Origin of the sequence: Salinivibrio proteolyticus (assembly GCF_001996165.1) — a bacterium.
GTDB classification, from domain to species: Bacteria; Pseudomonadota; Gammaproteobacteria; order Enterobacterales; family Vibrionaceae; genus Salinivibrio; species Salinivibrio proteolyticus.
Window position 1 is genome coordinate 1 of record NZ_MUFP01000028.1, and the last position, 23,658, is coordinate 23,658.

22 protein-coding genes are annotated in these 23,658 nt (G+C 51.5%); 5 read left to right on the forward strand and 17 right to left on the reverse strand.

What is annotated here, in order from left to right; all coding sequences use genetic code 11:
* Positions 1-236 precede the first annotated feature (236 nt).
* Positions 237-2,276 carry an oligopeptidase A gene (prlC, locus tag BZJ19_RS15875; RefSeq protein WP_077676344.1) on the reverse strand — a complete coding sequence of 680 codons (2,040 nt, stop codon included), beginning with the start codon at positions 2,274-2,276 and terminating at the stop codon, positions 237-239.
* A 294-nt stretch (positions 2,277-2,570) separates the two neighbouring features.
* Between prlC and gorA the strand changes: the two genes are divergently transcribed.
* Positions 2,571-3,926 (forward strand): glutathione-disulfide reductase, encoded by a 1,356-nt coding sequence (gene gorA, locus BZJ19_RS15880; protein ID WP_077456821.1) that lies wholly within the window; start codon positions 2,571-2,573, stop codon positions 3,924-3,926.
* Positions 3,927-3,971: 45 nt separating this feature from the next.
* Here the strand turns inward: gorA and BZJ19_RS15885 are convergent, their stop codons facing one another.
* The 4 genes from BZJ19_RS15885 to BZJ19_RS15900 all read right to left on the reverse strand — a co-directional run bounded on the left by BZJ19_RS15885 (position 3,972) and on the right by BZJ19_RS15900 (position 8,972).
* Positions 3,972-4,331: an Hpt domain-containing protein gene (locus BZJ19_RS15885; RefSeq protein WP_077456823.1), complete on the reverse strand. Its 360-nt coding sequence runs from the start codon at positions 4,329-4,331 to the stop codon at positions 3,972-3,974.
* A gap of 340 nt (positions 4,332-4,671) precedes the next feature.
* On the reverse strand, positions 4,672-4,974 hold the full coding sequence (locus BZJ19_RS15890; protein WP_077676345.1) for a hypothetical protein: 303 nt from the start codon (positions 4,972-4,974) through the stop codon (positions 4,672-4,674).
* Positions 4,975-5,754, reverse strand: coding sequence for a class I SAM-dependent methyltransferase (locus BZJ19_RS15895; RefSeq protein WP_077456827.1), 780 nt, complete (start codon positions 5,752-5,754; stop codon positions 4,975-4,977).
* Between the two features lie 35 nt (positions 5,755-5,789).
* The gene (locus BZJ19_RS15900; protein ID WP_235608274.1) at positions 5,790-8,972 is read right to left on the reverse strand and encodes an ABC transporter substrate binding protein; all 3,183 of its coding nucleotides are present in this window, start codon (positions 8,970-8,972) and stop codon (positions 5,790-5,792) included.
* A gap of 95 nt (positions 8,973-9,067) precedes the next feature.
* Here BZJ19_RS15900 and asnC point away from each other — a divergent pair, with 95 nt between their 5' ends.
* Positions 9,068-9,529, forward strand: coding sequence for a transcriptional regulator AsnC (gene asnC / locus BZJ19_RS15905; protein WP_069588218.1), 462 nt, complete (start codon positions 9,068-9,070; stop codon positions 9,527-9,529).
* A 109-nt stretch (positions 9,530-9,638) separates the two neighbouring features.
* Here the strand turns inward: asnC and hemB are convergent, their stop codons facing one another.
* The 9 genes from hemB to rmuC all read right to left on the reverse strand — a co-directional run bounded on the left by hemB (position 9,639) and on the right by rmuC (position 17,617).
* The gene (hemB, locus tag BZJ19_RS15910; protein ID WP_069588220.1) at positions 9,639-10,691 is read right to left on the reverse strand and encodes a porphobilinogen synthase; all 1,053 of its coding nucleotides are present in this window, start codon (positions 10,689-10,691) and stop codon (positions 9,639-9,641) included.
* Between the two features lie 69 nt (positions 10,692-10,760).
* The gene (locus BZJ19_RS15915) at positions 10,761-11,543 is read right to left on the reverse strand and encodes a TatD family hydrolase (RefSeq protein ID WP_077676346.1); all 783 of its coding nucleotides are present in this window, start codon (positions 11,541-11,543) and stop codon (positions 10,761-10,763) included.
* Entirely contained in the window at positions 11,540-12,292 is a 753-nt protein-coding gene (tatC, locus tag BZJ19_RS15920; protein ID WP_077676347.1) for a twin-arginine translocase subunit TatC, read from the reverse strand. Before tatC ends, BZJ19_RS15915 begins: the two co-directional genes overlap by 4 nt.
* A gap of 15 nt (positions 12,293-12,307) precedes the next feature.
* Positions 12,308-12,664 (reverse strand): Sec-independent protein translocase protein TatB, encoded by a 357-nt coding sequence (tatB, locus tag BZJ19_RS15925; RefSeq protein WP_077676348.1) that lies wholly within the window; start codon positions 12,662-12,664, stop codon positions 12,308-12,310.
* 2 nt (positions 12,665-12,666) lie between these two features.
* Positions 12,667-12,915, reverse strand: coding sequence for a Sec-independent protein translocase subunit TatA (gene tatA / locus BZJ19_RS15930; protein ID WP_077676349.1), 249 nt, complete (start codon positions 12,913-12,915; stop codon positions 12,667-12,669).
* 54 nt (positions 12,916-12,969) lie between these two features.
* Positions 12,970-14,616: a ubiquinone biosynthesis regulatory protein kinase UbiB gene (gene ubiB, locus BZJ19_RS15935; protein WP_077456835.1), complete on the reverse strand. Its 1,647-nt coding sequence runs from the start codon at positions 14,614-14,616 to the stop codon at positions 12,970-12,972.
* The gene (locus tag BZJ19_RS15940; protein ID WP_069588232.1) at positions 14,616-15,227 is read right to left on the reverse strand and encodes a ubiquinone biosynthesis accessory factor UbiJ; all 612 of its coding nucleotides are present in this window, start codon (positions 15,225-15,227) and stop codon (positions 14,616-14,618) included. The genes ubiB and BZJ19_RS15940 overlap by 1 nt, the downstream gene beginning before the upstream one ends.
* Before the next feature lie 9 nt (positions 15,228-15,236).
* Positions 15,237-16,004, reverse strand: coding sequence for a bifunctional demethylmenaquinone methyltransferase/2-methoxy-6-polyprenyl-1,4-benzoquinol methylase UbiE (ubiE, locus tag BZJ19_RS15945; RefSeq protein WP_069588234.1), 768 nt, complete (start codon positions 16,002-16,004; stop codon positions 15,237-15,239).
* Positions 16,005-16,078: 74 nt separating this feature from the next.
* A complete protein-coding gene (gene rmuC / locus BZJ19_RS15950; protein WP_077479572.1) occupies positions 16,079-17,617 on the reverse strand; it encodes a DNA recombination protein RmuC in 1,539 nt (512 codons plus the stop codon).
* 133 nt (positions 17,618-17,750) lie between these two features.
* Here rmuC and BZJ19_RS15955 point away from each other — a divergent pair, with 133 nt between their 5' ends.
* Positions 17,751-18,662, forward strand: coding sequence for a DMT family transporter (locus BZJ19_RS15955; protein WP_077676350.1), 912 nt, complete (start codon positions 17,751-17,753; stop codon positions 18,660-18,662).
* A 65-nt stretch (positions 18,663-18,727) separates the two neighbouring features.
* On the opposite strand, the gene tsrA is transcribed toward BZJ19_RS15955, so the two are convergent.
* Both tsrA and BZJ19_RS15965 read right to left on the reverse strand, forming a co-directional pair.
* Entirely contained in the window at positions 18,728-19,021 is a 294-nt protein-coding gene (tsrA, locus tag BZJ19_RS15960; protein WP_069588237.1) for an H-NS-like global regulator TsrA, read from the reverse strand.
* 208 nt (positions 19,022-19,229) lie between these two features.
* Positions 19,230-20,435, reverse strand: coding sequence for a multidrug effflux MFS transporter (locus BZJ19_RS15965; protein ID WP_077676351.1), 1,206 nt, complete (start codon positions 20,433-20,435; stop codon positions 19,230-19,232).
* A gap of 98 nt (positions 20,436-20,533) precedes the next feature.
* Between BZJ19_RS15965 and BZJ19_RS15970 the strand changes: the two genes are divergently transcribed.
* Both BZJ19_RS15970 and BZJ19_RS15975 read left to right on the forward strand, forming a co-directional pair.
* Positions 20,534-21,514 carry a LysR family transcriptional regulator gene (locus tag BZJ19_RS15970; RefSeq protein WP_077663377.1) on the forward strand — a complete coding sequence of 327 codons (981 nt, stop codon included), beginning with the start codon at positions 20,534-20,536 and terminating at the stop codon, positions 21,512-21,514.
* A gap of 64 nt (positions 21,515-21,578) precedes the next feature.
* The gene (locus tag BZJ19_RS15975) at positions 21,579-23,366 is read left to right on the forward strand and encodes an aminopeptidase P family protein (RefSeq protein WP_077676352.1); all 1,788 of its coding nucleotides are present in this window, start codon (positions 21,579-21,581) and stop codon (positions 23,364-23,366) included.
* A gap of 53 nt (positions 23,367-23,419) precedes the next feature.
* Here the strand turns inward: BZJ19_RS15975 and BZJ19_RS15980 are convergent, their stop codons facing one another.
* The gene (locus BZJ19_RS15980; protein WP_077676353.1) at positions 23,420-23,650 is read right to left on the reverse strand and encodes a glutaredoxin family protein; all 231 of its coding nucleotides are present in this window, start codon (positions 23,648-23,650) and stop codon (positions 23,420-23,422) included.
* Positions 23,651-23,658: the final 8 nt, after the last annotated feature.

Below are 23,658 nucleotides of genomic sequence, written 5' to 3' on the forward strand. Positions count from 1 at the left end.
GTCCTCAAGACATTGGTGAATGAGTTCAGGGCAAAGGAGATCGGATAGACCATTGAGTTGGTCAGCAGAGAATTGATGTATTCGGTCGAGGGCTTGTCTTAAGAACATAAAAAATCCGAGTGTGCAGAAACACTCGGATTTTGACACCCTCTCAGGATCGTTCAACCGATCATTTTTTGCTTAACTGATCGGCATTACGCCTAGCGCGGGCTTTTACTTGGTCAATCGTCGCGTGACTACGCAGAAATACCACTGTGACGCAGCAGCGCATCAGGGCTTGGCTCACGGCCACGGAAGCGAACAAACAACGCCATCGGCGCTTCGCTTCCCCCACGACTGAGGATATGGTTGAGGAAGTCTTCACCGGTTTCGCGATTAAAGATCCCTTCTTCTTCAAAGCGAGAATAGGCATCGCTCGACAGCACTTCAGCCCATTTGTAGCTGTAATAACCCGCGCTGTAGCCACCCGCAAAGATGTGCCCAAACGCATGCGGGAAGCGATTCCACTCTGGCGTGGGCACCACAGAAACCTGCTCACGTACGGCGTTAAGCGTTTCCATGATCCGTGGGCCCACCTCGGGGTCAAACTGACTGAACAAGCTAAAGTCGAACAAGCTGAATTCGAGCTGGCGCAACATCGCCATCGCCGAATTGAAGTTTTTCGCCGCCAGCATTTTCTCTAGCATATCGTCCGGCAAGGCTTCTCCCGTTTGATAGTGACCCGAGATAAAGCTCAGCGCCTCTTGCTCCCAGCACCAGTTCTCCAAAAACTGGCTCGGCAGCTCTACCGCATCCCAAGGCACACCGTTGATCCCCGACACATCCGCCACTTCGACTTGTGTCAGCATGTGGTGAATGCCGTGACCGAACTCGTGGAACAGCGTTTCAACTTCGTCATGGGTAAACAGCGCAGGATCATCACCGACAGGGGGATTGAAGTTACAGGTCAAGTACGCCACCGGCGTTTGTAACTCGCCATTTGTTTTACGGCGACGAACACGACACTCATCCATCCATGCTCCGCCACGCTTATTCTCACGCGCGTACAAGTCTAAATAGAAACTCCCGCGTAGCGTGCCCTCACTGTCGTGAATGTCATAAAAACGCACATCTTTATGCCACGTATCGACGCCTTGGCGTTCGGTTACCGTCATGCCAAACACACGTTTCATGACTTCAAACAGGCCACTTAATACGCGCGATTCTGGGAAGTAAGGACGTAGCGCCTCGTCAGAAATCGCATAGCGTGCCTGCTTGAGCTTTTCGCTGTAGTAAGGAATATCCCAAGGCTCCAGCGTCTCTACCCCGAACTCTTGCTTGGCGTAAGCTTTCACTTCCGCGAACTCCCGCTCGCCTTGTGGGCGGGCTTTGCTGACCAGCTCATTCAAAAAGCCCATCACCTGCTCGGGGCTCTCTGCCATTTTGGTCGCCAGCGACAGCTCGCTGTAGTTGTTAAAGCCCAACAAGCGCGCCAGTTCATATTTTAAACGTAGCGACTCATTCATCAGCTCGGTGTTGTCCCACTGGCCGGCTTGCGGTCCACGATCAGAGGCGCGCGTAGAGAAGGCTTCATACATTTCTTGACGTAAGGCTTGGTTATCGCAGTACATCATGACCGGTAAGTACGAAGGAATATCGAGGGTCAGTAAGTAACCTTGCTGAGATTTACTCTCAGCTTGCGCTTTCGCTGCGTTCAGCGCTGATTCGGGCAAGCCCGCTAACTCACTTTTATCACTCACCAGCTTGCTCCACCCCATGGTGGCATCCAGCACATTGTTGCTAAATGAAGAGGAAAGCTCCGACAAGCGTTTTTGAATTTCCCCAAAACGGTGTTGTTGATCGGCAGGCAGCGCAATGCCAGACAGCTCAAAATCACGCAGCGCATCAGTGATGGCTTTTTGCTTGGCCGTATCGAGCGATGAAAAATCCGCGCTATCTTTGATGGCTTTATAGGCCTGATACAAGCCTTTGTGCTGGCCGCGCCACGTCGAATATTCCGACAACAGCGGCAGGCAGCTTTCGTAGGCTTCACGTAGTGGTTTGCTGTTAACTACCGCGTTCATATGGCTTACTGGCGACCATAAACGACTGAGGCGATCTTCGACTTCGGCGAGCGGAGCACAAACCGTCTCCCAACTTGGCGACGCTTGCTCAGCCGCCTGCTCGACTGCTTGGCGACAATCGGCAATTGCGGCGTCCACTGCCGGCTTAACATGCTCTGGATTGATCGCTGAAAATGGAGGTAAATCCTCAAACTGAAGTAGCGGGTTGGACATAATGCCTTCCTTTTTGCTGACGAGACGCCCGTGCTTCGCGCGTCTAAACGATAAGTGACCTCATGTATATGCCGTCTGTGAGAACGCTTTTCAATCCCCACACTCCAACTTATACAGATTGCGACCGTTACAAAATGATTCTGAGACTGCCGCCACACCACAGGTTTGATAAGCTTACATTCACTCAACCTCAATGGTCAGCGCGGCGCCACTTTACAAGCGACCTGAAACGCGACAAGCTGACCACGAAACAAAAGCCAGAAGCACGCTCGTGCGTATAAGATGGAGAAAGACATGGCGAAGCATTTCGACTACATCTGTATCGGTGGCGGCAGCGGCGGTATTGCCTCTGCCAACCGTGCCGCGATGCACGGTGCCAAAGTCGCCCTGATTGAAGCAAAACACCTCGGTGGAACCTGTGTAAACGTGGGCTGTGTGCCCAAAAAAGTGATGTGGCATGGCGCGCAAGTTGCCGAAGCCCTCAATCTTTATGCCCCGGATTATGGATTTGATGTTGAAGTGAAAGGCTTTGACTGGTCAACCTTGATCAATAACCGCGAAGCCTACATTGGCCGTATCCACAAAGCCTACGAAAACGTGTTGGGTAAAAACAACATTGATGTCATTCACGGCTTTGCGCGCTTTGTCGATAACAAAACCGTCGAGGTGGACGGCGAACACTACACCGCCGATCATATCTTGATTGCGGTTGGTGGCACCCCCACGATTCCGAACATTCCCGGTGCTGAACATGGCATCGACTCAGATGGTTTCTTTGCCCTCACCGAACAACCTAAGCGTGTCGCCGTAGTCGGTGCTGGCTATATTGCGGTTGAAATCGCAGGCGTACTGCATGCGCTAGGGTCAGATACCCACTTGTTTGTGCGCAAAGACCGTCCGCTGCGAAGCTTTGACCCCTTGGTGACTGACACCTTGGTCGAAGTGATTGAAAAAGAAGGCCCGACTCTGCATACCCAGTCGGTGCCTGTCTCTGTCACCAAAGAAAGCGACGGCAGCCTGACCCTTGCGTTCGAGAACGGCACCACGCATAACACAGACACACTGATCTGGGCGATTGGCCGCCATCCAACCACCGACAAGATCAATTTGGCCGCGACCGATGTACAAACCACCGCGGACGGCTACATTAAGGTAGACCCTTACCAAACCACCAGCGTGCCGGGCATTTACTGTGTCGGTGACATTATGGATGGTGGCATTGAGCTCACCCCTGTGGCGGTAAAAGCAGGTCGTCTGCTCTCGGAGCGCCTATTCAATGGCCAGAGCGAGGCAAAAATGGACTATGACCTCGTCCCAACCGTGGTATTTAGCCATCCGCCAATCGGCACTATTGGCTTGACCGAGCCCGAAGCGCGCGCCAAATATGGGGATGACAATATCAAGGTCTACACCTCGACGTTTGCTGCGATGTATACGGCCGTCACCCAGCACCGCCAACCTTGTAAAATGAAACTAGTGTGTGCCGGTGACGATGAAAAAGTCGTGGGCCTTCACGGTATCGGCTTCACCGTCGATGAAATGATCCAAGGATTTGCCGTCGCGATGAAAATGGGAGCGACAAAAGCAGATTTTGACAGTGTGGTCGCGATTCACCCGACCGGTTCAGAAGAGTTTGTTACCATGCGCTAAACCCGGTATCGGTAAGAGCAACGCCGAGCACTGTGCTCGGCGTTTTTATTTACTCCACTGCGCACAAAAGCGTGCCAAGCCTTCTTTGATATCCACCAACAACACGGACGCGGCATCAGCATTATCCTGTTTTGCTGCCAGCTCCAAGGCTAACGCTTGTTGTTGCAGTTCAATCGCCGCTAGGTTACTGGCACTACCCTTTAGCTTGTGCGCTTCACGCGCCAAGTTAGCAAAATCTGCCACTGCAATCTGTTGTGCCATGGTTGGAAGCTGCTCCTCAGTCTCTTCGACAAAGATGGTACAGGCTTCATCGAGCAAGGCTTGGCTATCCATCAACCGACTTAAGGCTTCCTCTTTGTCCCACACGCTTGCGTCGTGATCTGTCTTTCCGTGGCTGTCACTCATGCTCAATCCTTTTTTACTGAAGACGGTGATTCACCTACAAGCGACAAGGGCTTGTTGATTAGCTTATCATCACCTTGTTTCTAATCGTTACTAAGATTAACCGCCTGCGTCTAGCACATTGTAGATGTGGCAAAACTCAGGTCCAATCATGCTCGCTTTTCCCCCAATATCAATAATAGAAGTGAGTGCGAATCATGATGGATATGTTGCCTTGGTTAATCGTTTCTGGCCTGATCGTTTCCGTTATCACGGGTCTGTTGACCGTGTTGATGGTTAAAGGCCTCGATTAATCACCGCTGACTCCATGGGTAACCATGGAGTCTATTCCTGTACCTTCAGGCTAGGGGTTTTTACTGGCTTTGGCCTTTTTCTTCTCTTTTTTGCTTTTTGCCGTCTTTGTGCTTTTCTTACCCTTTTTCAGGGCTTTTTTGGTTAGCTTTTCATCCTTGGCTTTTTTCTTCACCTTTTTCGTCACTGATTCAGACGATGCAGGCAAAGGCGTAGGTCGACACAAATAGCTTTTATCTCTGGCCACACGCGCACATTTACTGCACGCCACGCAAGGCGGCGAAACAATCGTCGCGAGCAGCTCTAACTCAGCATCCACATCTCCGCGACGCCATTTACACAGCGACTTAGCCACCTAACGCTCCACCGTAAGTGCTGCATTGATATACATATCAAAGCGGTTTTTCTTTGTCTCAATGCTCGAATGGGGGGCCATGCCGGCTAACGGCTCAGCATAATCTGGACGTTTAACCACCACACGACTGCGTGCCAGTGCCAATGCAGGGTCTAACAGGTTATCTGCATCTGTGTCCGCCCCGACTAAGGATTGAAAGACACGCATTTCTTTTTTGACTAACGCGGCCTTTTTTTTATGCGGATACATGGGGTCAAGATAAACCACATCTGGCCGCTGTAGCCCGGGTGTTTGCGCCATCTCGGTGAGAGCCTGCGCGCTGCTTGCATGCAACAAGGTCATGCGAGCGCGCATCCAAGTGCCAATTTCTGCATCCTGATAAGCGCGCTGCAGACCATCATCCAACAACGCTGCCACCACAGGATGACGTTCAATCAACTGTACCTCACAGCCAAGCGAAGCAAGAACAAACCCATCACGCCCAAGCCCAGCGGTGGCATCAAGAACACGCGGTGTCACGCCTTTATTTAATCCCACCGCTTTCGCGATCGCTTGGCCTTTGCCACCACCAAACTTACGGCGATGACCGACCGCCCCGTCGACAAAATCAACGTAGACCGCTCCTAATTTAGGCTCATCTTGTTTGCGAAGCTCCAACCGTGTCTCTGTCATCACCAACGCAAACGGCGAATCATCCTCATGAGTGAGTGACCACTTACTTGTTAGCCTTTCAAATTCTTGTTGTTTCTCTGCGACATCACAGATAAGGGTCAGTTGCACGTTGGATCTCCACAGCCAATGATTGGCCGAGTATATCAGAGATGGATTTTTTCCTTCACGCTGTTCTGTGTCTCGGGCCAGCCTCTCACTTGCTGCTCCAGCGGCGCTGGTACACTAAAGTGATAACCTTGTGCGTAATCGATCCCGAGTAAACGCAATTTCTCTAAAATCTCGCTATTTTCAACAAACTCAGCCACGGTTTTTTTGCCCATTTGCTTGGCAAGGTCGTTAATGGCTTTCACCATCGCAAAATCAGTGTCGTCCTTGGCAATGTCACGCACAAATTGCCCATCAATTTTCACGATATCAACCGGTAAACGCTTCAAGTAACCAAACGATGAGATACCCGCACCAAAGTCATCGAGTGCAATAAAGCAGCCCAACGCTTTAAGACGTGAAAACAAATCCATCGCACTGGTCATGTTACTGATGGCGGCCGTTTCAGTGATCTCTAAGCAGATGCGTCGGCTGGGTATCACACTGTCTTTGATAGCGTGTACCAAAAATTGCACAAACTCTTTTTGCGCAATGGAGCGGCCGGATAGATTAATCGACACCATACCCAACTTATCAACGTGCTCGGGATGCGCAGCGAACCAGCCCAAGGTTTTCTTCACCACCACCGTATCGAGTTGATGCGCCATGTTGTAGCGCTCTGCGGCGGGAATAAATAGCCCAGGTGAGATCCAGCCACCTTGGGTATCCCGCATCCGAACTAACACTTCCATATAAAGCTTACGCTGGGGTGCGCCGCTAATATTCACAATGCGCTGTGCATACACTTCAAAGCGGTCTGCGGCAATGGCTTCATGAATATGGCTGACATAGGCCATTTCTTGCTCGCGACGTTTCAATTCTTCATCGTCCGGATGATAAAGATGGAGCCGGTTACGCCCCTCATCTTTAGCGGCATAGCAGGCTGTATCAGCTTGGGCATGCACTTGCTGCGGAGAGCCGGCGGTGCGGTCCAGTAAGCGGATCCCTAAGGAACACTCCAACCGCATCCGGCTGTCATGCCAAAAGAACTCACTTCGCGCCAAGGCTGCCAGCAATGATTTTCCCCAACTCACCGCACGGGTAGCATCACAGTGATACACCAAAACACCAAACTCATCGCCCCCAAGCCTTGATAGTACCGCGCCAGAAGGTAAGTGATGACTTACAATCAACGCCACTTGCTTTAACGCTTCATCCCCGGCTTCATGGCCTGCGGTGTCATTAATCAGCTTAAATTGGTCCATATCGATATAGAACATCGCATGGCACTGATCGTCTTCGCGGGCCTGAACCAAGGCATCGGCCAGCTTCTGTTCAAAATAACTGCGGTTATAGAGACCGGTTAAGTAGTCATGATGCGCTTGATACATCAGTTGGCTTTCCATCTCTCGGTGCGCAGTAATGTCTTCGCCGACCACCAGTATCTGTGCCTGAGTGTGCATGGCACGAACCGTTTCTCTCACCCACAAGGTCTGGCCCTTTTTAGAGCGATAAGGGATCTCTCGGCGCCAAAGTTGCTCGTCATTGTCTTGTGGGCGGCGCACCATTCGGTGGGGTGGCTCATGCTGCTCGGCATACAACTCAGTGATTTTATGGCCAAGGAGGCTTGATTTGTTGTAACCGAAAAGCTCTGCCGCATATTGGTTGATAGATTGGATCCGTGCTTGCTGATCGACGGTCAGCAAGATCACCGGTTGCTGTTCGTAAAGCATCCGGTATTCAATTTCACTGCGTTGCAGTTTCTCCTCGGTGTGCTTACGTTGGGTAATATCGCGCGCTTCAAACAGAATACGGGGTTGACCGGCTTCACCAGGAAAGCTTTTAACCGCCACATCCAAGATCAATTCACGGTGCGCCTCACTCAAACACAGTTCAAAACGCCGGGGCTGGGTCGTTTCAGTTAACTTTAGGTGCGACTCTAAGCGTGCAGGGTTACGCCATATCGGCCAAAACCAGAGCGGTCTTGCCTGATATTGGCGAGTTACATCCACCAACTGATTAAAACTGGAATTGCCTGACAGCAGAATCCCATTGCCATCAAGCAAGGCGATAAACTGATTACTCTGGTCGAACACCCCTTTGAGCATGGCACGGTGACGCATTAGTGCCGACTCACTACGACGCAGCTGACGCACATTGGCCCAAAGCATAACAATGATGCTACCCAACACCAGCACGGACAAAGACACCGCTTGTACGGTTATTTTGTGGGCCTGCCATAACGACTGCGGACGATTAGTGATCACCGCTGAACGTAGATCGCTAATATCCAAATCCCACCGTTTGACCAAAGGGTAATCAAACATGGTGACATTGGTGCTGTCGCGCTCAGCGGGCAGATCACCCGACAGCACTTTCAGTAGCAACTCACCTTGGTTCTTACCCTGCTCAACCCCATCAATCACCACACCGCCAATCACCCCGTGGCCGAGCATAAAGCTCATCGCCCCATACACGGGAACGGGGGCTTCACCCACAATGGTTTCGAGGTATTCTTGACGGGTCATAAAGCCGCCTTGGTTGTCGCGAAAGTAAGAAAGATAAAAGACGCCCTCACCCTCATGCATCGCTTGGATACGGTCATGCAGTGCCTGAAACGATAAGTCTGATAGGCGAACCACTTCGATACCCGACAGGTCACTGTGCGCTAGCTGCGCTTGTACCACATTCCAGTACTGACGACTTGAAAAGGTGTTATCCAGCAACAGGTAAACACGTTCTAAATCAGGATGGAGGCGTTTCATCAACGCCAAGTTGCGAGGTAAGTCGACCTCTTCTTTCACCCCAGTCACACGCGGTAGCAGCGGGTAATGTTGGCGGCCAAAGTTATTCAGCCCCGCGTACACCACGGGCGTGTCTCCTACGTAGTCGTGGAGCTCGTGCATCAACCATAGCGCGGCGTTGTCTGTGGTTAAAATGGCATCGAAACGCTGGCTGGCGAGTTTTTGGATATAGAGTTTTTTCAGCTGTTCGCGATAGGCTTCTGATTGGTAACGCTTACTTTCTAAGTAAGTATGCTGAAAGCCGATATCGTGCCCTTGCGTCGCCGTATTTAATCCTTCGACCAACGCTTGATTCCAAAAGAACCCGGGATGATAGGAGTGCACGACCAAGACTTGTTGTTGAGCTGCACTCACGGCGCAGGTACACATCAGTATTAACACGCCAAAAAGGTATTTGATCCCCACGCCCACTTCCTGTTGGTTTATTGGTATCTTCATAGACAACGCGATACCCTACATTAGATGCTCAATTGACTGTCAAGCAACTGAGACAGCGGAAAACATGGCTTAGCTACAACTACAAGACGACAACAATGAACGATTTACCCAAACTGGATGATCTCGATCGTCGTATTCTGTCCACACTCCTCGACGATGCGCGCGTGCCTTACGCGGAAATGGCCAAGCAGTTCCAAGTGAGTCCCGCGACAGTTCACGTGCGCGTGGAGAAAATGAAAGCAGCTGGCATTATCGAAGGTACCGAAATATTGGTGAACACCAAAAAGCTTGGCTACGACGTGTGCTGCTTTATTGGCATCAACCTCAAAGCCGCGCGGGACTATCACTCTGCGCTCGATAAGCTGAATCAGCTTGATGAGGTCGTTGAGGCTTACTACACCACCGGCGCCTATAACATCTTTGTGAAGCTGATGTGCCGCTCCATTGAAGAGTTACAGTTTGTGCTGATTGACAAGCTACAAGCCATCGATGAAGTCCAATCCACCGAAACGCTGATCTCACTACAGAACCCCATCAACCGCAACGTAATCCCCTAATTTTTGCGTGGTGATACGCTTTATCCCTGTATCTATCATGACGCAACCGCCACACAACCAAAACGCCCTGACCAAATAGCCAGGGCGTGGTTGATCGCGCGGTCTTTTTTTATCCCACGGTCTCTTCAGGACGCGGCGGCAACGGCACACCTGCATCTTCAGCAAGCCACTCGGCAACTTGTTTAGCAAAGTAAGTCAAAATGCCGTCCGCACCCGCACGTTTAAAGCACAAGAGTGATTCCATCACTGTCTCGCGCTCTTTTAACCAGCCATTATCGATCGCCGCTTTGTGCATGGCGTACTCACCAGAGACTTGGTAAGCAAAGGTTGGCACTTTGAGTTCACTTTTCACCCGGCGCACCACATCCAAATACGGCATCCCCGGTTTAACCATGACGGTATCCGCCCCTTCAGCAATATCCATCGCCACTTCATGCAGCGCTTCGTCACTGTTGGCCGGATCCATTTGGTAATTGGCTTTATTGCCCCCTTTCAGGTTCGCCGCAGAACCTAACGCATCGCGGAACGGACCATAATAGTTAGAGGCATACTTGGCAGAGTACGCCATGATTTGGGTATTGATGTGGCCGTTTTTCTCTAGTGCGTCTCGAATACGACCGATGCGCCCATCCATCATGTCTGACGGCGCAACAATATCCACACCCGCCTCGGCGTGTGACAAAGCTTGTTTGATCAGCACTTCGGTGGTGGGCTCGTTCATCACATAGCCGTCGTCATCAATGATCCCGTCTTGGCCGTGGATGGTGTAAGGGTCCAACGCCACATCAGTGATCACACCCATTTGTGGCACATGCTCTTTGAGCAAGCGTACCGCGCGTGGCACCAGCCCTTCGGGGTTGAAGGCTTCAGAGGCACAGGCGGTTTTAAATTCCTTCGGGATCACCGGGAATAGTGCAATCGCCGGCACACCTAGCTTGGCCAAGTAATCCGCTTCATACAACAGCAGGTCAATCGACATCCGCTCAATACCGGGCATCGACTCCACCGGCTCACGACGATTTTTGCCCATCAAAATGAAAACAGGGTAAATCAAATCACTCGCGGACAATGAATGTTCCGCCACCATACGGCGGCTAAAGTCAGTTTTGCGTGTACGACGCAGGCGTCGAGCAGGAAAGGCGCCTTGAATGGATACGCTCACTGTATCCTCCTTTATGTTGCAGACCTGGGCTTTGGGGCAGAAGACTGCCTCACTGGGTTGTTCACCCCGTCACTGAATCGAAAAACAGCGCAAGGTGTTTTTTGTTGTACAGTCAATAACATGTTCGACAGACTGTTGGCGAAGCCGTGCTACAGTTTGTGCGATATGGGGCAAATATTTAGGCTCATTACGGCTGCTTTTCGGCCGAGGGCGTATATCGCGGGGCTGCAAATACGGCGCGTCGGTTTCTATCATCAGCCTATCATCTGGGATCCAACTAACCTGCTGCTGCAAGGCTTGTCCACGGCGCTCATCACACACCCATCCGGTGACGCCGATGTATAACCCAGCATCCAAGCACTCACGCAATGCGCGATCATCGCCAGTAAAGCAATGCAGCACCGCTGCGGGCAGTTTATCGAGCCAAGGGCGTAAAATCGCGAACCAGCGATCGTGCGCATCGCGACAGTGCATAAACACAGGCATCGACAGCTCTGCCGCCAGCGCAAGTTGCGCATCAAAGACCGCTTCTTGTTGCGGCCGTGGCGAGAAGTCTCGATTAAAGTCGAGCCCACACTCACCGATCGCCACCACCTCGGCGCGCTGCGCTAACTGCCGGATAACGGTTAAATCCGCGGGGTCGACAGACTTGGCATCATGCGGATGGACGCCAGCGGTGGCATAGGCAAACGCCGGATAATGGGTGGCGAGATCCGCCGCCGCTTCGCTTTCTTCCAGGTTAGTGCCTGTCAGCAGCATACCGGTGACGCCCGCTTGCTGCGCGCTCGCAACCACGGCGTCTCTGTCCTTATCAAACCGCGTGCTGGTCAAGTTCACGCCAATATCGATCATTCACTAGCCCCTTGCGATTCCGATGACGCACGTGGCACGTAAAAGCGCGATAGCAACACACCTAGCTCGAACAATAAACACATAGGAATCGCGAGCAAGGTTTGCGAAATCATATCCGGTGGCGTCAGCATCATACCGACTACGAACGCGGCGACGATAACGTATGGGCGTTTTTGACGCAGGCTTTGTGCACTGGTCGCGCCGGTCCAAACCAGCAAAATAATGGCGATGGGAATTTCAAACGCGATACCAAACGCCAAAAACAGTGCCAAGATAAAATCGAGGTAACTAGCAATATCGGTCGCCACTTGCACCCCTTCGGGCGCTATCGAGGTGAAAAAACCAAACACCAATGGCAGCACCACCCAATAGGCAAACGCGACGCCCGCGTAGAAGAGCAACGAACTCGATACCAATAAAGGCAACACTAACCGCTGTTCATGCTTATACAAACCGGGGGCTACAAACGCCCAAATTTGGTACAAAATCACCGGTACCGCCACGAACACCGATATCACTAACGTCAGCTTTATCGGCGTGAAAAACGGTGACGCCACATCCGTGGCGATCATGCTCGCGCCTTCTGGCAGCTTATCAATCAGCGGCTGTGCCACCACGCTGTATATATCGTTGGCAAAATAAACCAAGCCAATAAAGACGACGAGAATCGCAACGATCGCTCGCAACAAGCGGTTGCGCAGCTCCATCAAATGGCTAATTAGCGGTTGGGTATCATTTACGGAGGACATAGTAGCCTTGCTCGTTTATCGCTTATCGGTCGGCGACAGCTCTGAAGACGATGCTTCAGGGCGCGGTTTCTCTGTCGACGATGCATAAGGGCGTTGGACATCCGCAGCATGCTGACGCAAGGTATCCACCGATTGCTGCAGCTCAGGGTCAAGGTCTTTCATGCCAGCCTGCTCGGCTTTGCGTAAGTTGTCTTGCAGCTCTTTAATTTTAAGCTCTTGCTCGAGCTCATCTCGAACAGAGCCCGCCATACGCTTCGCTGCCCCCACCCAACGCGACACATTCCGTATCGCGACGGGCAGTCGCTCTGGGCCCAGAACCACTAAGCCAATCACGGCGATCAGCACCAGTTCCCAGAAACCTATATCAAACACGGTTATACCTGCTCTTTATCTTTACGTGCTTGCTCGTTTGTTGACGTCTCAGCTCCAGTATCATCAAGGGTCTTTTGCTGGAAGTCTGCGTCTTTGCCTTTTGGGCTGTCTTCGTCGTCGTTCATGGCTTTCTTAAAGCCTTTCACCGCTGAGCCTAAATCGCCGCCCATGTTACGAAGCTTTTTCGTGCCAAATAGCAATACCACAATCACTGCAATAATCAGTAACTGCCAAATACTAATTCCACCCATACTGGTTCCCTTCCACGTGTTGGTTTACATCAATTGAACGCAGCAGTGTAGCTGCTATTTATTACAGGTTTTATTACAAAGTCGCCAACCCCACAACCAAAAAATCACCGCGCCGCCGGCTGCGACCGAAGGTAAGACCTCTACCTGATTGGCAAACAGTATGGTTGCTGTCAGTAGCAAGGTGGCGCCAATACCGAGCATGTAAGTGGCGCGTGAATGACGTTGCCGTGTTTGCAAATAACCATGATAGTAAGCATCGAGCCGTTGGTTGATTTGTCGCCCTTGACGCAATCCGTCATACACCAGCTCTGGGATCTCGGGTAGCTTCTCAGCCCAAAATGGCGCTTTCTCTTTGACCGCCGCCCACACCGCTTGTGGCCCCACTTGCTGTTTCATCCACGATTCTAAAAACGGCTTGGCCGTGGTCCAGAGATCCAACTGCGGGTAGAGCTGACGCCCCAGTCCTTCGATGTAGAGCAAGGTTTTTTGTAACAGTACCAGCTGTGGCTGCACTTCCATATTAAAACGGCGCGCGGTGTTAAATAGGTTCAATAAAACATTACCGAACGAGATTTCGCACAGCGGTTTTTCGAAAATAGGCTCACATACGGTGCGGATGGCAAACTCAAAATCATCCACATTGGTGTCATGCGGCACCCAGCCAGAATCGACGTGCAACTCAGCGACTTTGCGATAATCACGGTTAAAGAACGCGATAAAATTTTCTGCTAAATAGCGTTTATCGTCACGATTTAAGGTGCCGACAATTCCGCAGTCCAGTCCAATCCACTGTGGGTCATGCGGGTGTTCGTAGGAGACAAACACGTTGCCCGGGTGCATGTCCGCATGGAAAAAGCTATCTCGGAATACTTGGGTAAAGAAGACCTCAACCCCGCGCTCGGCGAGCAATTTCATATCAGTGCCATTCGCTTCCAGCGCTTCGATATCCGACACTTGAATGCCATAGATACGCTCAGACACCATTACGTCTTTGCGGCAGTAGTCACTGAATACTTCGGGCACATACAGCGCGGGGTCGTTTTCAAAGTTGCGGCGTAGCTGAATGGTGTTGGCCGCTTCGCGCATTAAGTCCAGTTCATCAAGCAAGGTTTTTTCATACTCGCGGATCACTTCGACCGGTTTTAACCGGCGAGCATCAGGCAGAAAACGCGCCACCAGCCGTGCCACGCGATACATCAAGCGCAAGTCAGCTTGAATCACCGGCAAGATATCAGGACGAATCACCTTCAGTACCACTTCACGCCCGTTCGATTTTAAGGTGGCAGTGTGCACTTGCGCGATCGACGCGGAGGCGAGTGGGTTAGGATCAAAGTCGCTGAACCAGGTCTCCAGTGGGCCACCCAGCGAGGCTTCGATTTGCGCCTTGGCTTTGTGGCCATCAAACGGCGCGACTTTATCTTGTAGCTGGGCCAACTCGTTGGCGATATCGGCGGGAAAAAGATCACGGCGCGTCGACATCATCTGGCCAAGCTTCACCCACACCGGGCCCAAGCTTTGCAGCGCCAAACGCAGTCGCTCACCCACCGACTTATCGGGGTGCTGGTTTTTCAACCAAAATAAAGACTGGCGCCCCAGGTGCGCTAAGCGGGTGATCGGCTGCTTAGGCAACAAGGCGTCTAACCCATAAAGCAGCAGGGTGCGAATAATAAAATATAAACGACGAATTTCACTGAGCGTCATTAGGACTCCATCCGTTCAGCCAACTGCTTAAAACGCGCCTCAAGTCTGGCAACATCACTGCGGATCTCATCGACTTGATCCGAAAAGTAAGCCACTTCCAATGGTCCCGGCGCCACGCGCCATTCTTCGGTTAATACCTCGCCAAGGTAGCGCTGCTGACGCGAGGCAAGTTGGTTCGCTTGCTGCCAGCGCTTTTGGGCGTGACTCACCACAGTATGTGCCATCACATCCCCCATATAGGGCGAGAGCCACTCGGCAATATCAAACTGCAACCCGCTGAGCAGTTGCGAGAATTGCTGGGCGACATCGATATCGCCATCAAGCGTCAGCTGATCAGCTTTGATCAGCGCGGTAATATTGGCTTTTTGTTGCAGTTTAGGCAGCGCGGCAAGCGAGAGAGAGAGTGCACAGTCAGGCTGTGCTTCGTAGTGGCTGAGCACATCCACACGTTGGCTGAACGCGAAGACAAATTGCTTATTCCACTCTTGCAAAGAAACGCGAATCGTACGGCCTTTGAGGCGCGCCAAACGGCGCTGGCTATCAGCATCGCGTGTGATCACGCCATTTAATGCTGTCTCCAAGGCGGCACACACGAGAGAATCAAAGGCCATACTGGCTCCTTAGAATTTGAATCCGCGGTGCAGGGCGACAATGCCACCGGTCAGGTTGTGGTAGCTGGTTTGTTCAAACCCGGCTTGTTCCATCATTCCTTTTAATGTTTCTTGATCAGGGTGCATGCGAATCGACTCGGCCAAGTAGCGGTAGCTATCTGGATCGTTGACAATAAGCTGGCCCATTTTCGGCAAGACGTGGAATGAGTAGGCGTCATACACTTTGGAAAGCGGCGCGACGACTGGTTTAGAGAATTCCAAGACCAACAGACGTCCCCCCGGTTTGAGCACACGGAACATCGAACGCAAGGCCGCATCTTTATCGGTGACGTTACGCAGGCCGAACGCGATGGTGATGCAGTCAAAGTGATCATCGGGAAATGGCAACGCTTCGGCGTTCGCTTGTACGTAACTGACATTGCCCACAATGCCTTTGTCACGCAGTTTGTCTCGGCCCACTTTCAGCATGGAGTTATTGATATCGGCGAGTACCACTTCTCCGCTCTCACCGACCAGACGCGAGAATTTGGCGGTCAAATCGCCCGTTCCACCGGCTAAGTCGAGAACTTTCTGCCCTGCGCGCACGCCACTGCAGTCAATGGTAAAACGCTTCCATATCCGATGGATGCCCATCGACATGACGTCGTTCATCAGATCATATTTTGCGGCCACCGAGTGAAATACATTGGCTACCATGCTTTCTTTTTCTTGGCGTTTAACTTGCTGAAAGCCAAAGTCGATGGTCTCTTGGTCCTGATGCGTTTGTTTATCTGTCATGTTAATCCCCTAACGTGTTGGCCCTAGTTTACTTTATCGCCCATCCGGACTCCAAGCGCGGGACCAAGTTTCTTCTATTTGTTCACAGACGAGATGTCAGACACCGGATCGTCTTCATCTGCGCCTTGGGGAGAAAAAGAGGTTAATGCCGCATTCGCAAGCGCTGGACTGATATCGCGCTTTACCTCGACGCCAAGGGCTTTAAAGCCCTCGGCTTGGCGAAGAATATTGCCTCGACCTTGGCTGAGCTTATTCATCGCGCCATGATAGCTGTCGTTCGCCTTGCCCAATGCGCTCCCCAACCCTTCCATGTCGCTGACAAATAAACGTACCTTGTCGTAGAGCTTACTGGCTTTCTCTGCAATTTGTTTGGCGTTCTGATTTTGATATTCGTAGCGCCAAAGGTTATTGATGGTACGCAACGCCACCAGCAAGGTGGTGGGGCTAACTAACATAATATTGTTATCCATCGCCTCACGAATCAGACTAGGATCGGCTTCAATGGCAATTTGGAACGCAGGCTCCACAGGGATAAACATCAACACATAATCCAGCGTCTTCACGCCATGCAGTTGGTGATAGTCTTTGCGTCCAAGGCCACGGATGTGGGCGCGGATAGCTTGCACGTGCTCTTTCAACGCCGCATCTTGCTCGACAATGGACTCCGCATTGTAATAACGCTCGTAGGCCACCAATGCCATCTTGGCATCGATCACCACATCTTTGTCTTGCGGTAATTTGACAATCACGTCCGGTTGATAGCGTTTGCCTTGCTCATTCTCAAGGTTCACTTGAGTATGGTATTCATGCCCTTCACGCAAACCGGATTCTTCTAACACTCGCGCCAACACCACTTCGCCCCAGTTACCTTGCTGTTTGTTATCCCCTTTAAGGGCTTGGGTCAGGTTATGGGCTTCACGGGTCATATCTGCGTTTAATTGCTGCAGATTTTTGATTTCATGAATCAGGGTATGACGCTCTTTGGCTTGTTCGCCAAAACTGTCGGTCACTTGCTTTTTAAACCCTTCCAGTTGCGATTTCAGCGGCCCGAGTAAAGTCTCGAGACTCATTTTGTTTTGCTCATCGACGGAGTGGACTTTTTGTTCAAACACTTGATTGGCAAGCTGCTCAAATTGGGCGCGTAAGCGTTCTTCTGCATTTTCGAGCAACGCTTGTTTTTCTTGTGCAGCGTGTAATTGTTGTTCTGCGCTCGCTTTCACTTCACGAAGTTCAGCCAGTAATTCGGCCTTTTCATCCCGCAAGCTATCAAGTTTTTGCTCCAAACTTTGGTTATGTTGACGCAGCTGCTCCAGCTGTCGCAATTTTTCGGCTGCCGACGTGAGCTTACCGTAATAGTGGCGTAGCTCTTGGCTTAAGCGGTCGCGCTCAACATCCAAGTTATCCAGCTCTTGCTGTTGATGTGCCTGTTGTTGTTGCCAGTGTTCGCGTTGCGCCTCAAAGGCTATTTGCTGCTGATCTTGCTGCGCCTGATACCAATGTTGGTATTGCGCGAGCACACGTCGATGCACCGCATAACCGAGCACACAGGTACCGCCCGCCCCGAGTAAAAACGCAATAAAATGCAATGAGGTTAACGACAAGCCATCCAGCATAGCGAGGTCTCTATTTTACAGTCAGTTATGTCAGCAAAGGCTAATCGCACACTGGATAAATGTCCAGTCTATCTCAGAGACACGGGATCCCGTAGACTGCCTAAAAACACTGGCATAATCGCAAGGACGCAGCATGCATGATGAGCGCAAGGCGCTGATATTCGCCCTATCAGCCGTCTTACTTTGGTCGACCGTCGCCACCGCATTTAAGATAACGCTACGCTATATGTCACCCATACAGATGCTGGCCGCCGCCAGTGTCGTCTCTGTGGTGATCCTACTCGCCATTGCCGCGCTCCAAGGCAAATTGGACGCCATCTGGCCAACCTTTCGCGCGCGACCGGGTTACTACCTCGTATTGGGACTCGTCAATCCACTGATTTATTACTTAGTCCTATTTAAAGCGTACGATCTATTACCTGCCTCATTAGCGCAGCCTTTAAATTACAGCTGGGCCATTACCTTAACGTTGATGGCAGCGCTTTTCTTAGGGCAGACGATTCGTCGTCAAGATTGGATTGCTGCGGCATTGGGGTATTTCGGCGTGGTGATTATTGCCACCAAGGGACAATTATTTTCGCTGCAATTTGATAGCCCATTAGGGATTGGGTTGGCATTATTATCGACACTACTATGGGCAGGGTACTGGATATTAAATACTAAAAACGCTGCCGATCCAGTGGTCGGGATATTATTAAGCTTTGTCCTTTCGCTACCCATTTCTCTTACTTTGGCGGGGCTAACCGCATCGTGGCAAGGCATTCCATGGCAAGGGTGGCTCGCCGTGAGTTACGTTGGTCTTTTTGAAATGGGCGTGACATTTATGCTGTGGCTTAGCGCAATGAAATATACTCAGAATACCTCTCGGATCAGTAATCTGATATTTATATCACCGTTTATTTCGCTGCTATTACTCGCCACCATTATTGGTGAGACCATTCATCTAAGCACGTTAATTGGTTTGATGTGTATTGTGGTGGGATTATTAATTCAACAGCGCACAGGCAAGCGTGGCAAACCGTCCGCTGCCAGTGCGTCGTCATAGTCATTCATGTAAAGCTCAGTGGCGTCACCTTATGGGCGCCACAATCACACAGTGTGAACTAAGGGTTAGCCAACTTTACGCTGTGTCATGTACTGATAGAGCTCGTCAGCAGAGAGTCCATCTTGCAGTAAGCCTTGAGTGATTTCTTCAATGCGCTCAGAACGGCGCTCTTCAATCACAGAATTAAATTGGTAAACCAGTTCACGCAAGTATTTCAGTGGCACTTGACGTGCAGCACTGCGTACACGCTCTTCACTTTGGCTACCTAATTCTTGCAGTAATTTGCCAAACATGATTTTTTCTGGCGACTCCTCAAGTTGTTCGAGGACGCGCGCCATTTCGATTGTCGATAATGACATAGTGTGTAACTGACCTTTGAGATAAAAACGAAAAGGAATGAGCGTTAATTCGATTTGCTTAGTAAATATACTCCGAACCACGCACTTTTAGCAAAATAAAAAAACGCTGGCCGAAGCCAGCGAAAAGGGATGATGGGTTGTCGAGACCCCTGCGTTTTGCACGTCTTATTATACTTTGCCAACTGAGACGTTGTTTTTATTGATTTTCTTACCGTTTTACCGTTGCTGCATGCCATTGCTTCCCAACTGGGGACCATAAAATCACGAGACCGGGCAACAAGAGCCACATATGCACTGTCATCAGATCGCTGGCCGATAACCCCAAGCGCTGGGTTAAGCTGACCAAAAGCCCTGCGCCACTCATTTGGAACAGTCCCAGCAAGGCTGCCGCTGTGCCAGCACGGTCAGAAAATGGGGCTAAAGCGGCGCCGGCTGACGCGCCTAACACCCAAGCAAAGCCAAATGATGAGGTAAAAATCGGCAACATAAAGGCCCAAGGCGTCGCAATAGAGCTTAATGCCAGCATCAGCCCACCCGAGCCTACCAGCATTATCAAGCCAATATTGAGCGCACGACGGCTACCAAATTTTTCCATATAGCGCGGCGCTAACATCGCCGCGGCAATGTTTAGTGCCGCGTTAGCACCAAACCAAAAAGTGAAACTGTTCATGGAAATACCGTACCTATCCATCAGCAATACAGGCGCGGAGGTGACATACGCTAAGATCACCGCCATCGCCAGCATGCAAAGGATGCTGTGGTAGGTAAATGTTGGTACGCGTAGCACTTGCCAATAGCGGCGTACGCTAAATAGGCGACCCGAGGTGTCCGTATGCGCAGGGCGTGTCTCGGGCAAAAAGACCATGACTAATACTAACCCTAATACCGCATAACCGAGCATAAAGGTGAAGTTAGCGCGCCAGTCAAAGACTTGGGTAAGCCAGCTCCCCAATAATGGCGCCAAGGCAGGCACAAAACAAATCGCGCCATTAAGATAGCTAATCATATGGCCGCTGCGCTCAGCTCCGAATCTGTCACGCACCGCTGCAAATGCACACACGGAAGTCGCGCACGCGCCAAAACCTTGCAGCAAACGCGCCACCAGCATCATATCCATCGAGGTGGCGAGCCACGCCATCAAAGAACTCAACCCATAGAGCAGTATGCCAATGACGGCCACAGGTTTGCGACCAAAGCGGTCAGCCAACGGGCCGGCGAACAGCTGACCTAAGCCTAAGCTAAACATAAACCAAGTGATGGTATCCTGTACCAGCGTCGGGTTAACGTTAAAGTCTCCCGCCATATGCGGCAACGCCGGTAAATAAATATCAATCGCCATCGGGCTAAACAGCACCAGTAACACCATTAAGGCGACCAGTAAGCGATTCGATGTCGGTGAATCAGTGTGTGACATTGGTTACTCCTCTATACAGGCACGCAGTATAGTGGCTTCAGGATATGAACCATAATGGTTTATAGTAAAAGCAGTTATTCCCAAGGAGAATACCAGCGATGGATTTGGACCAACTGCAGCGTACCGACCTTAACTTATTGGTCTGCTTACATGTGCTGTTAGAAGAGTGCAATGTCACGGGCGCGGCAAAACGGCTGCATTTAAGCCAATCGGCAGTGAGTAAAAACTTAGCCCGACTAAGAGCGCAATTTAACGACCCGCTTTTTACGCGAGCGGCCCACGGGCTCAAACCCACCGTTCGAGCGCAAGCCTTACAGGCCAAATTACGCGCTTTACTCAATGATGTTGCGGCGATGACCGAGCCGGATCACTTTCAGCCGCACTTAAGCGATCGCTGTTTTCGCTTTGCCCTCGTCGAGAGCGCCTATCCATTGCTACTGCCACAATTTATTGGCGATATGCTAGAAGCGGCCCCAGCTATCACCCTTAATACCGCCGCTTGGGATCAAACCACCTTTGATGGGCTTGCGCGAGGCAATATCGACTTTGGCATTACCGGTAAAGATTTAAATCCCGCCGATGCCATGCTGACCATGATGCCGCCCAAAGGCGTACGCTACCAAGAGCTTTGCCAAGATCACCAGTGTGTATTGATGCGCGCTGATCACCCGGCACTCAAGGGGCCATGGGATGAAGCGCGTTACCTTGGACTGCGACATGTACAGGTGAAGTGTGATGGGAATGACCGCTGGCTGTTGGACTATAAACTGGCAGAGCGTAATATTGAGCGTGACATTGCCATGTACGTGCCAGATTTCAACAGTGCGGCGAGCCTGTGTACCTATACCGACCTGGTGTTTACTTCACCAAGCCAGTTTGCGCATTATATTGCCGCGTCGCTCAATTTGGTGGTACGGCCGTTACCAACGCCAATACCGCCGATGGCGTACACCTTGTTTTGGCATCAAAATCAAGAAAATGACCCAGGGCACCAATGGCTGAAAGCCTTGATTATTTCACGCTGTCAGCAATTTAGCCCAGCAAAATTGCAGCCTATCGCCAATCGCGCTAGGGTCTAACCCACTGGTTTTTTTACGCGTGGCCGAACATGGCAAGTTCACCCCATACAAAGAAGGAAGAATAATGGACGCGACCCTTACCAAGCGTATTGAGCAGCTAAGACACTGGCTAGCTCAACACGACTATGACGCCCTACTCATCCCCCATGAAGACGAATATCTCGGTGAGTATGTGCCTGAGCATAACGAGCGCCTCCACTGGGCAACCGGCTTTACCGGATCAGCAGGCGCTGCTGTGATCACCCGTGACAAGGCAGCGATTTTTGTTGATGGCCGCTATGTGGTTCAAGTCCGTAAGCAAGTCCCCGCCGGCCTGTTTGACTACTGCCACCTGATTGATGAGCCACCGGTGCAATGGGCCCAGCAACAATTGCCAAAAGGTGCCAAGCTGGCTATCGACGCTCGCATGCATAGCGCTGCTTGGTACAAACGTACCCAACGCGCGTTGGATGGGGCTTTGACACTGGTGAGTGTTGAGCAAAATCCGATTGAAAGCCTGTGGGACGATCGCCCCGCCCCGCTTAATAGCCCTGCCATTTTACTAGGTGAAGAGAAAACCGGCCGCGCCAGCTTGGATAAACGTCAAACCATTGGACAGCAGTTAGCCGATCAGAATCTTGATGCCGCGGTACTCACTCAACCCGATGCCGTCTGTTGGCTGCTCAATATCCGTGGTCGCGACATCCCACGTTTACCCGTGGTACTGACCCAAGCGATTATCAAGCAATCCGGTGACGTCACCGTGTTTATCGACCCTGACCGTCTCCCCGAAGGCTTTGCTGCTCACGTAGGCCAAGGCGTGAGCGTCGCGCACCCTGATAGCCTGGTTGATGCCCTGCAAGCGCTGAGTGGTCAACGTGTATTGGTTGACCCAAACGGTGCCAATGCCTGGACACTGGACACCCTCCAACAAGCGCAAGTCACCGTGGTGGAAGCGCAAGACCCGTGTGCGCTTGAAAAAGCGGCCAAGAACCCGCAAGAAATCGCCGGTATGCAAGCCTGTCACGTGCGCGATGGTGTTGCCGTGACTCGCTTTTTGGCCTGGTTTGACCGTCAAGTCGACGCGGGTGAACGCCCTGATGAAGCCGTGCTCGCAGACACCCTGTATCAATTCCGCCAACAAGACGATCAACTGGTCGACTTAAGCTTTGATACCATTTCCGCCGCCGGTGGCAATGCGGCCATGTGTCACTATAACCACAACAATCAGCCCAAACCGAGCGTGATTGAGAGCAACAATGTCTACTTGGTGGACTCAGGCGGCCAATACTACGACGGCACCACTGACATTACTCGTACCGTGCCGGTGGGCGAGTGCAGTGCTGAGATCAAAAAGGCCTTTACGCTGGTGCTTAAAGGGCATATTGCGTTAGCGACCGCGCTATTCCCGAAAGGCACCTCAGGCAGCCAGCTTGATGCCTTGGCACGCCAGTATTTGTGGCAACACGGCTATGATTTTGACCATGGCACCGGTCACGGTGTGGGACATTTCTTGGACGTGCACGAAGGTCCACAGCGCATTTCCAAAGCGCCCAATAGCGTCGCGCTATTGCCGGGTATGGTGGTGTCAAACGAGCCGGGCTACTATCGCGCCGAGGCGTTTGGGATCCGGATTGAAAACCTCGAGTTGATTGAAGAAAAGCCCACCGAGGGCGACATGACGATGCTCGGATTTGCCTCACTCACGCGTGCGCCGATCGATCGTCGTTTGGTCGATGTGAGCTTGCTCAGCGAGGCGGAAATTCAGTGGTGGAATCGCTATCATCAAACCGTGTGGGATGAAGTCAGCCCGCACCTCGATGATCAAGACCAAACTTGGTTAAAACAAGCGACAGCGCCGCTAAGCCGTTAAGTCGCGTCTTCACCGAGTGTGAAAAACAAAAAGCGTCCGATTGGACGCTTTTTTTATTCCCCTTTCAGGGCTTTCTCGACCGCTTTAGGCGAAAAGCCGCGCAAGGTGGTATCGCCAATGCAAATCACCGGGACACCCCGCGACCCTGTTGCTGCCAGCAGCTTCTTGCCTTTGGGCGTGGACGTATCGACGACACGATAACGCAGCCCCTTTTTATCCAAGTAAGCTTTGGCCGCCTCACAGTGAGGACAGCGCGGGCCCATATATAAAGTAATACGTTTCATGCCCGCAT

What these genes read in the sequence shown, in the direction of transcription:
- prlC (WP_077676344.1), bottom strand. Translation starts at nt 2,276, where the DNA reads ATGTCCAACCCGCTACTTCAGTTTGAGGATTTACCTCCATTTTCAGCG.
- gorA (WP_077456821.1), top strand. Translation starts at nt 2,571, where the DNA reads ATGGCGAAGCATTTCGACTACATCTGTATCGGTGGCGGCAGCGGCGGT.
- BZJ19_RS15885 (WP_077456823.1), bottom strand. Translation starts at nt 4,331, where the DNA reads ATGAGTGACAGCCACGGAAAGACAGATCACGACGCAAGCGTGTGGGAC.
- BZJ19_RS15900 (WP_235608274.1), bottom strand. Translation starts at nt 8,972, where the DNA reads ATGAAGATACCAATAAACCAACAGGAAGTGGGCGTGGGGATCAAATAC.
- asnC (WP_069588218.1), top strand. Translation starts at nt 9,068, where the DNA reads ATGAACGATTTACCCAAACTGGATGATCTCGATCGTCGTATTCTGTCC.
- BZJ19_RS15915 (WP_077676346.1), bottom strand. Translation starts at nt 11,543, where the DNA reads ATGATCGATATTGGCGTGAACTTGACCAGCACGCGGTTTGATAAGGAC.
- tatC (WP_077676347.1), bottom strand. Translation starts at nt 12,292, where the DNA reads ATGTCCTCCGTAAATGATACCCAACCGCTAATTAGCCATTTGATGGAG.
- tatA (WP_077676349.1), bottom strand. Translation starts at nt 12,915, where the DNA reads ATGGGTGGAATTAGTATTTGGCAGTTACTGATTATTGCAGTGATTGTG.
- ubiB (WP_077456835.1), bottom strand. Translation starts at nt 14,616, where the DNA reads ATGACGCTCAGTGAAATTCGTCGTTTATATTTTATTATTCGCACCCTG.
- BZJ19_RS15940 (WP_069588232.1), bottom strand. Translation starts at nt 15,227, where the DNA reads ATGGCCTTTGATTCTCTCGTGTGTGCCGCCTTGGAGACAGCATTAAAT.
- ubiE (WP_069588234.1), bottom strand. Translation starts at nt 16,004, where the DNA reads ATGACAGATAAACAAACGCATCAGGACCAAGAGACCATCGACTTTGGC.
- rmuC (WP_077479572.1), bottom strand. Translation starts at nt 17,617, where the DNA reads ATGCTGGATGGCTTGTCGTTAACCTCATTGCATTTTATTGCGTTTTTA.
- BZJ19_RS15955 (WP_077676350.1), top strand. Translation starts at nt 17,751, where the DNA reads ATGCATGATGAGCGCAAGGCGCTGATATTCGCCCTATCAGCCGTCTTA.
- tsrA (WP_069588237.1), bottom strand. Translation starts at nt 19,021, where the DNA reads ATGTCATTATCGACAATCGAAATGGCGCGCGTCCTCGAACAACTTGAG.
- BZJ19_RS15965 (WP_077676351.1), bottom strand. Translation starts at nt 20,435, where the DNA reads ATGTCACACACTGATTCACCGACATCGAATCGCTTACTGGTCGCCTTA.
- BZJ19_RS15970 (WP_077663377.1), top strand. Translation starts at nt 20,534, where the DNA reads ATGGATTTGGACCAACTGCAGCGTACCGACCTTAACTTATTGGTCTGC.
- BZJ19_RS15975 (WP_077676352.1), top strand. Translation starts at nt 21,579, where the DNA reads ATGGACGCGACCCTTACCAAGCGTATTGAGCAGCTAAGACACTGGCTA.
- BZJ19_RS15980 (WP_077676353.1), bottom strand. Translation starts at nt 23,650, where the DNA reads ATGAAACGTATTACTTTATATATGGGCCCGCGCTGTCCTCACTGTGAG.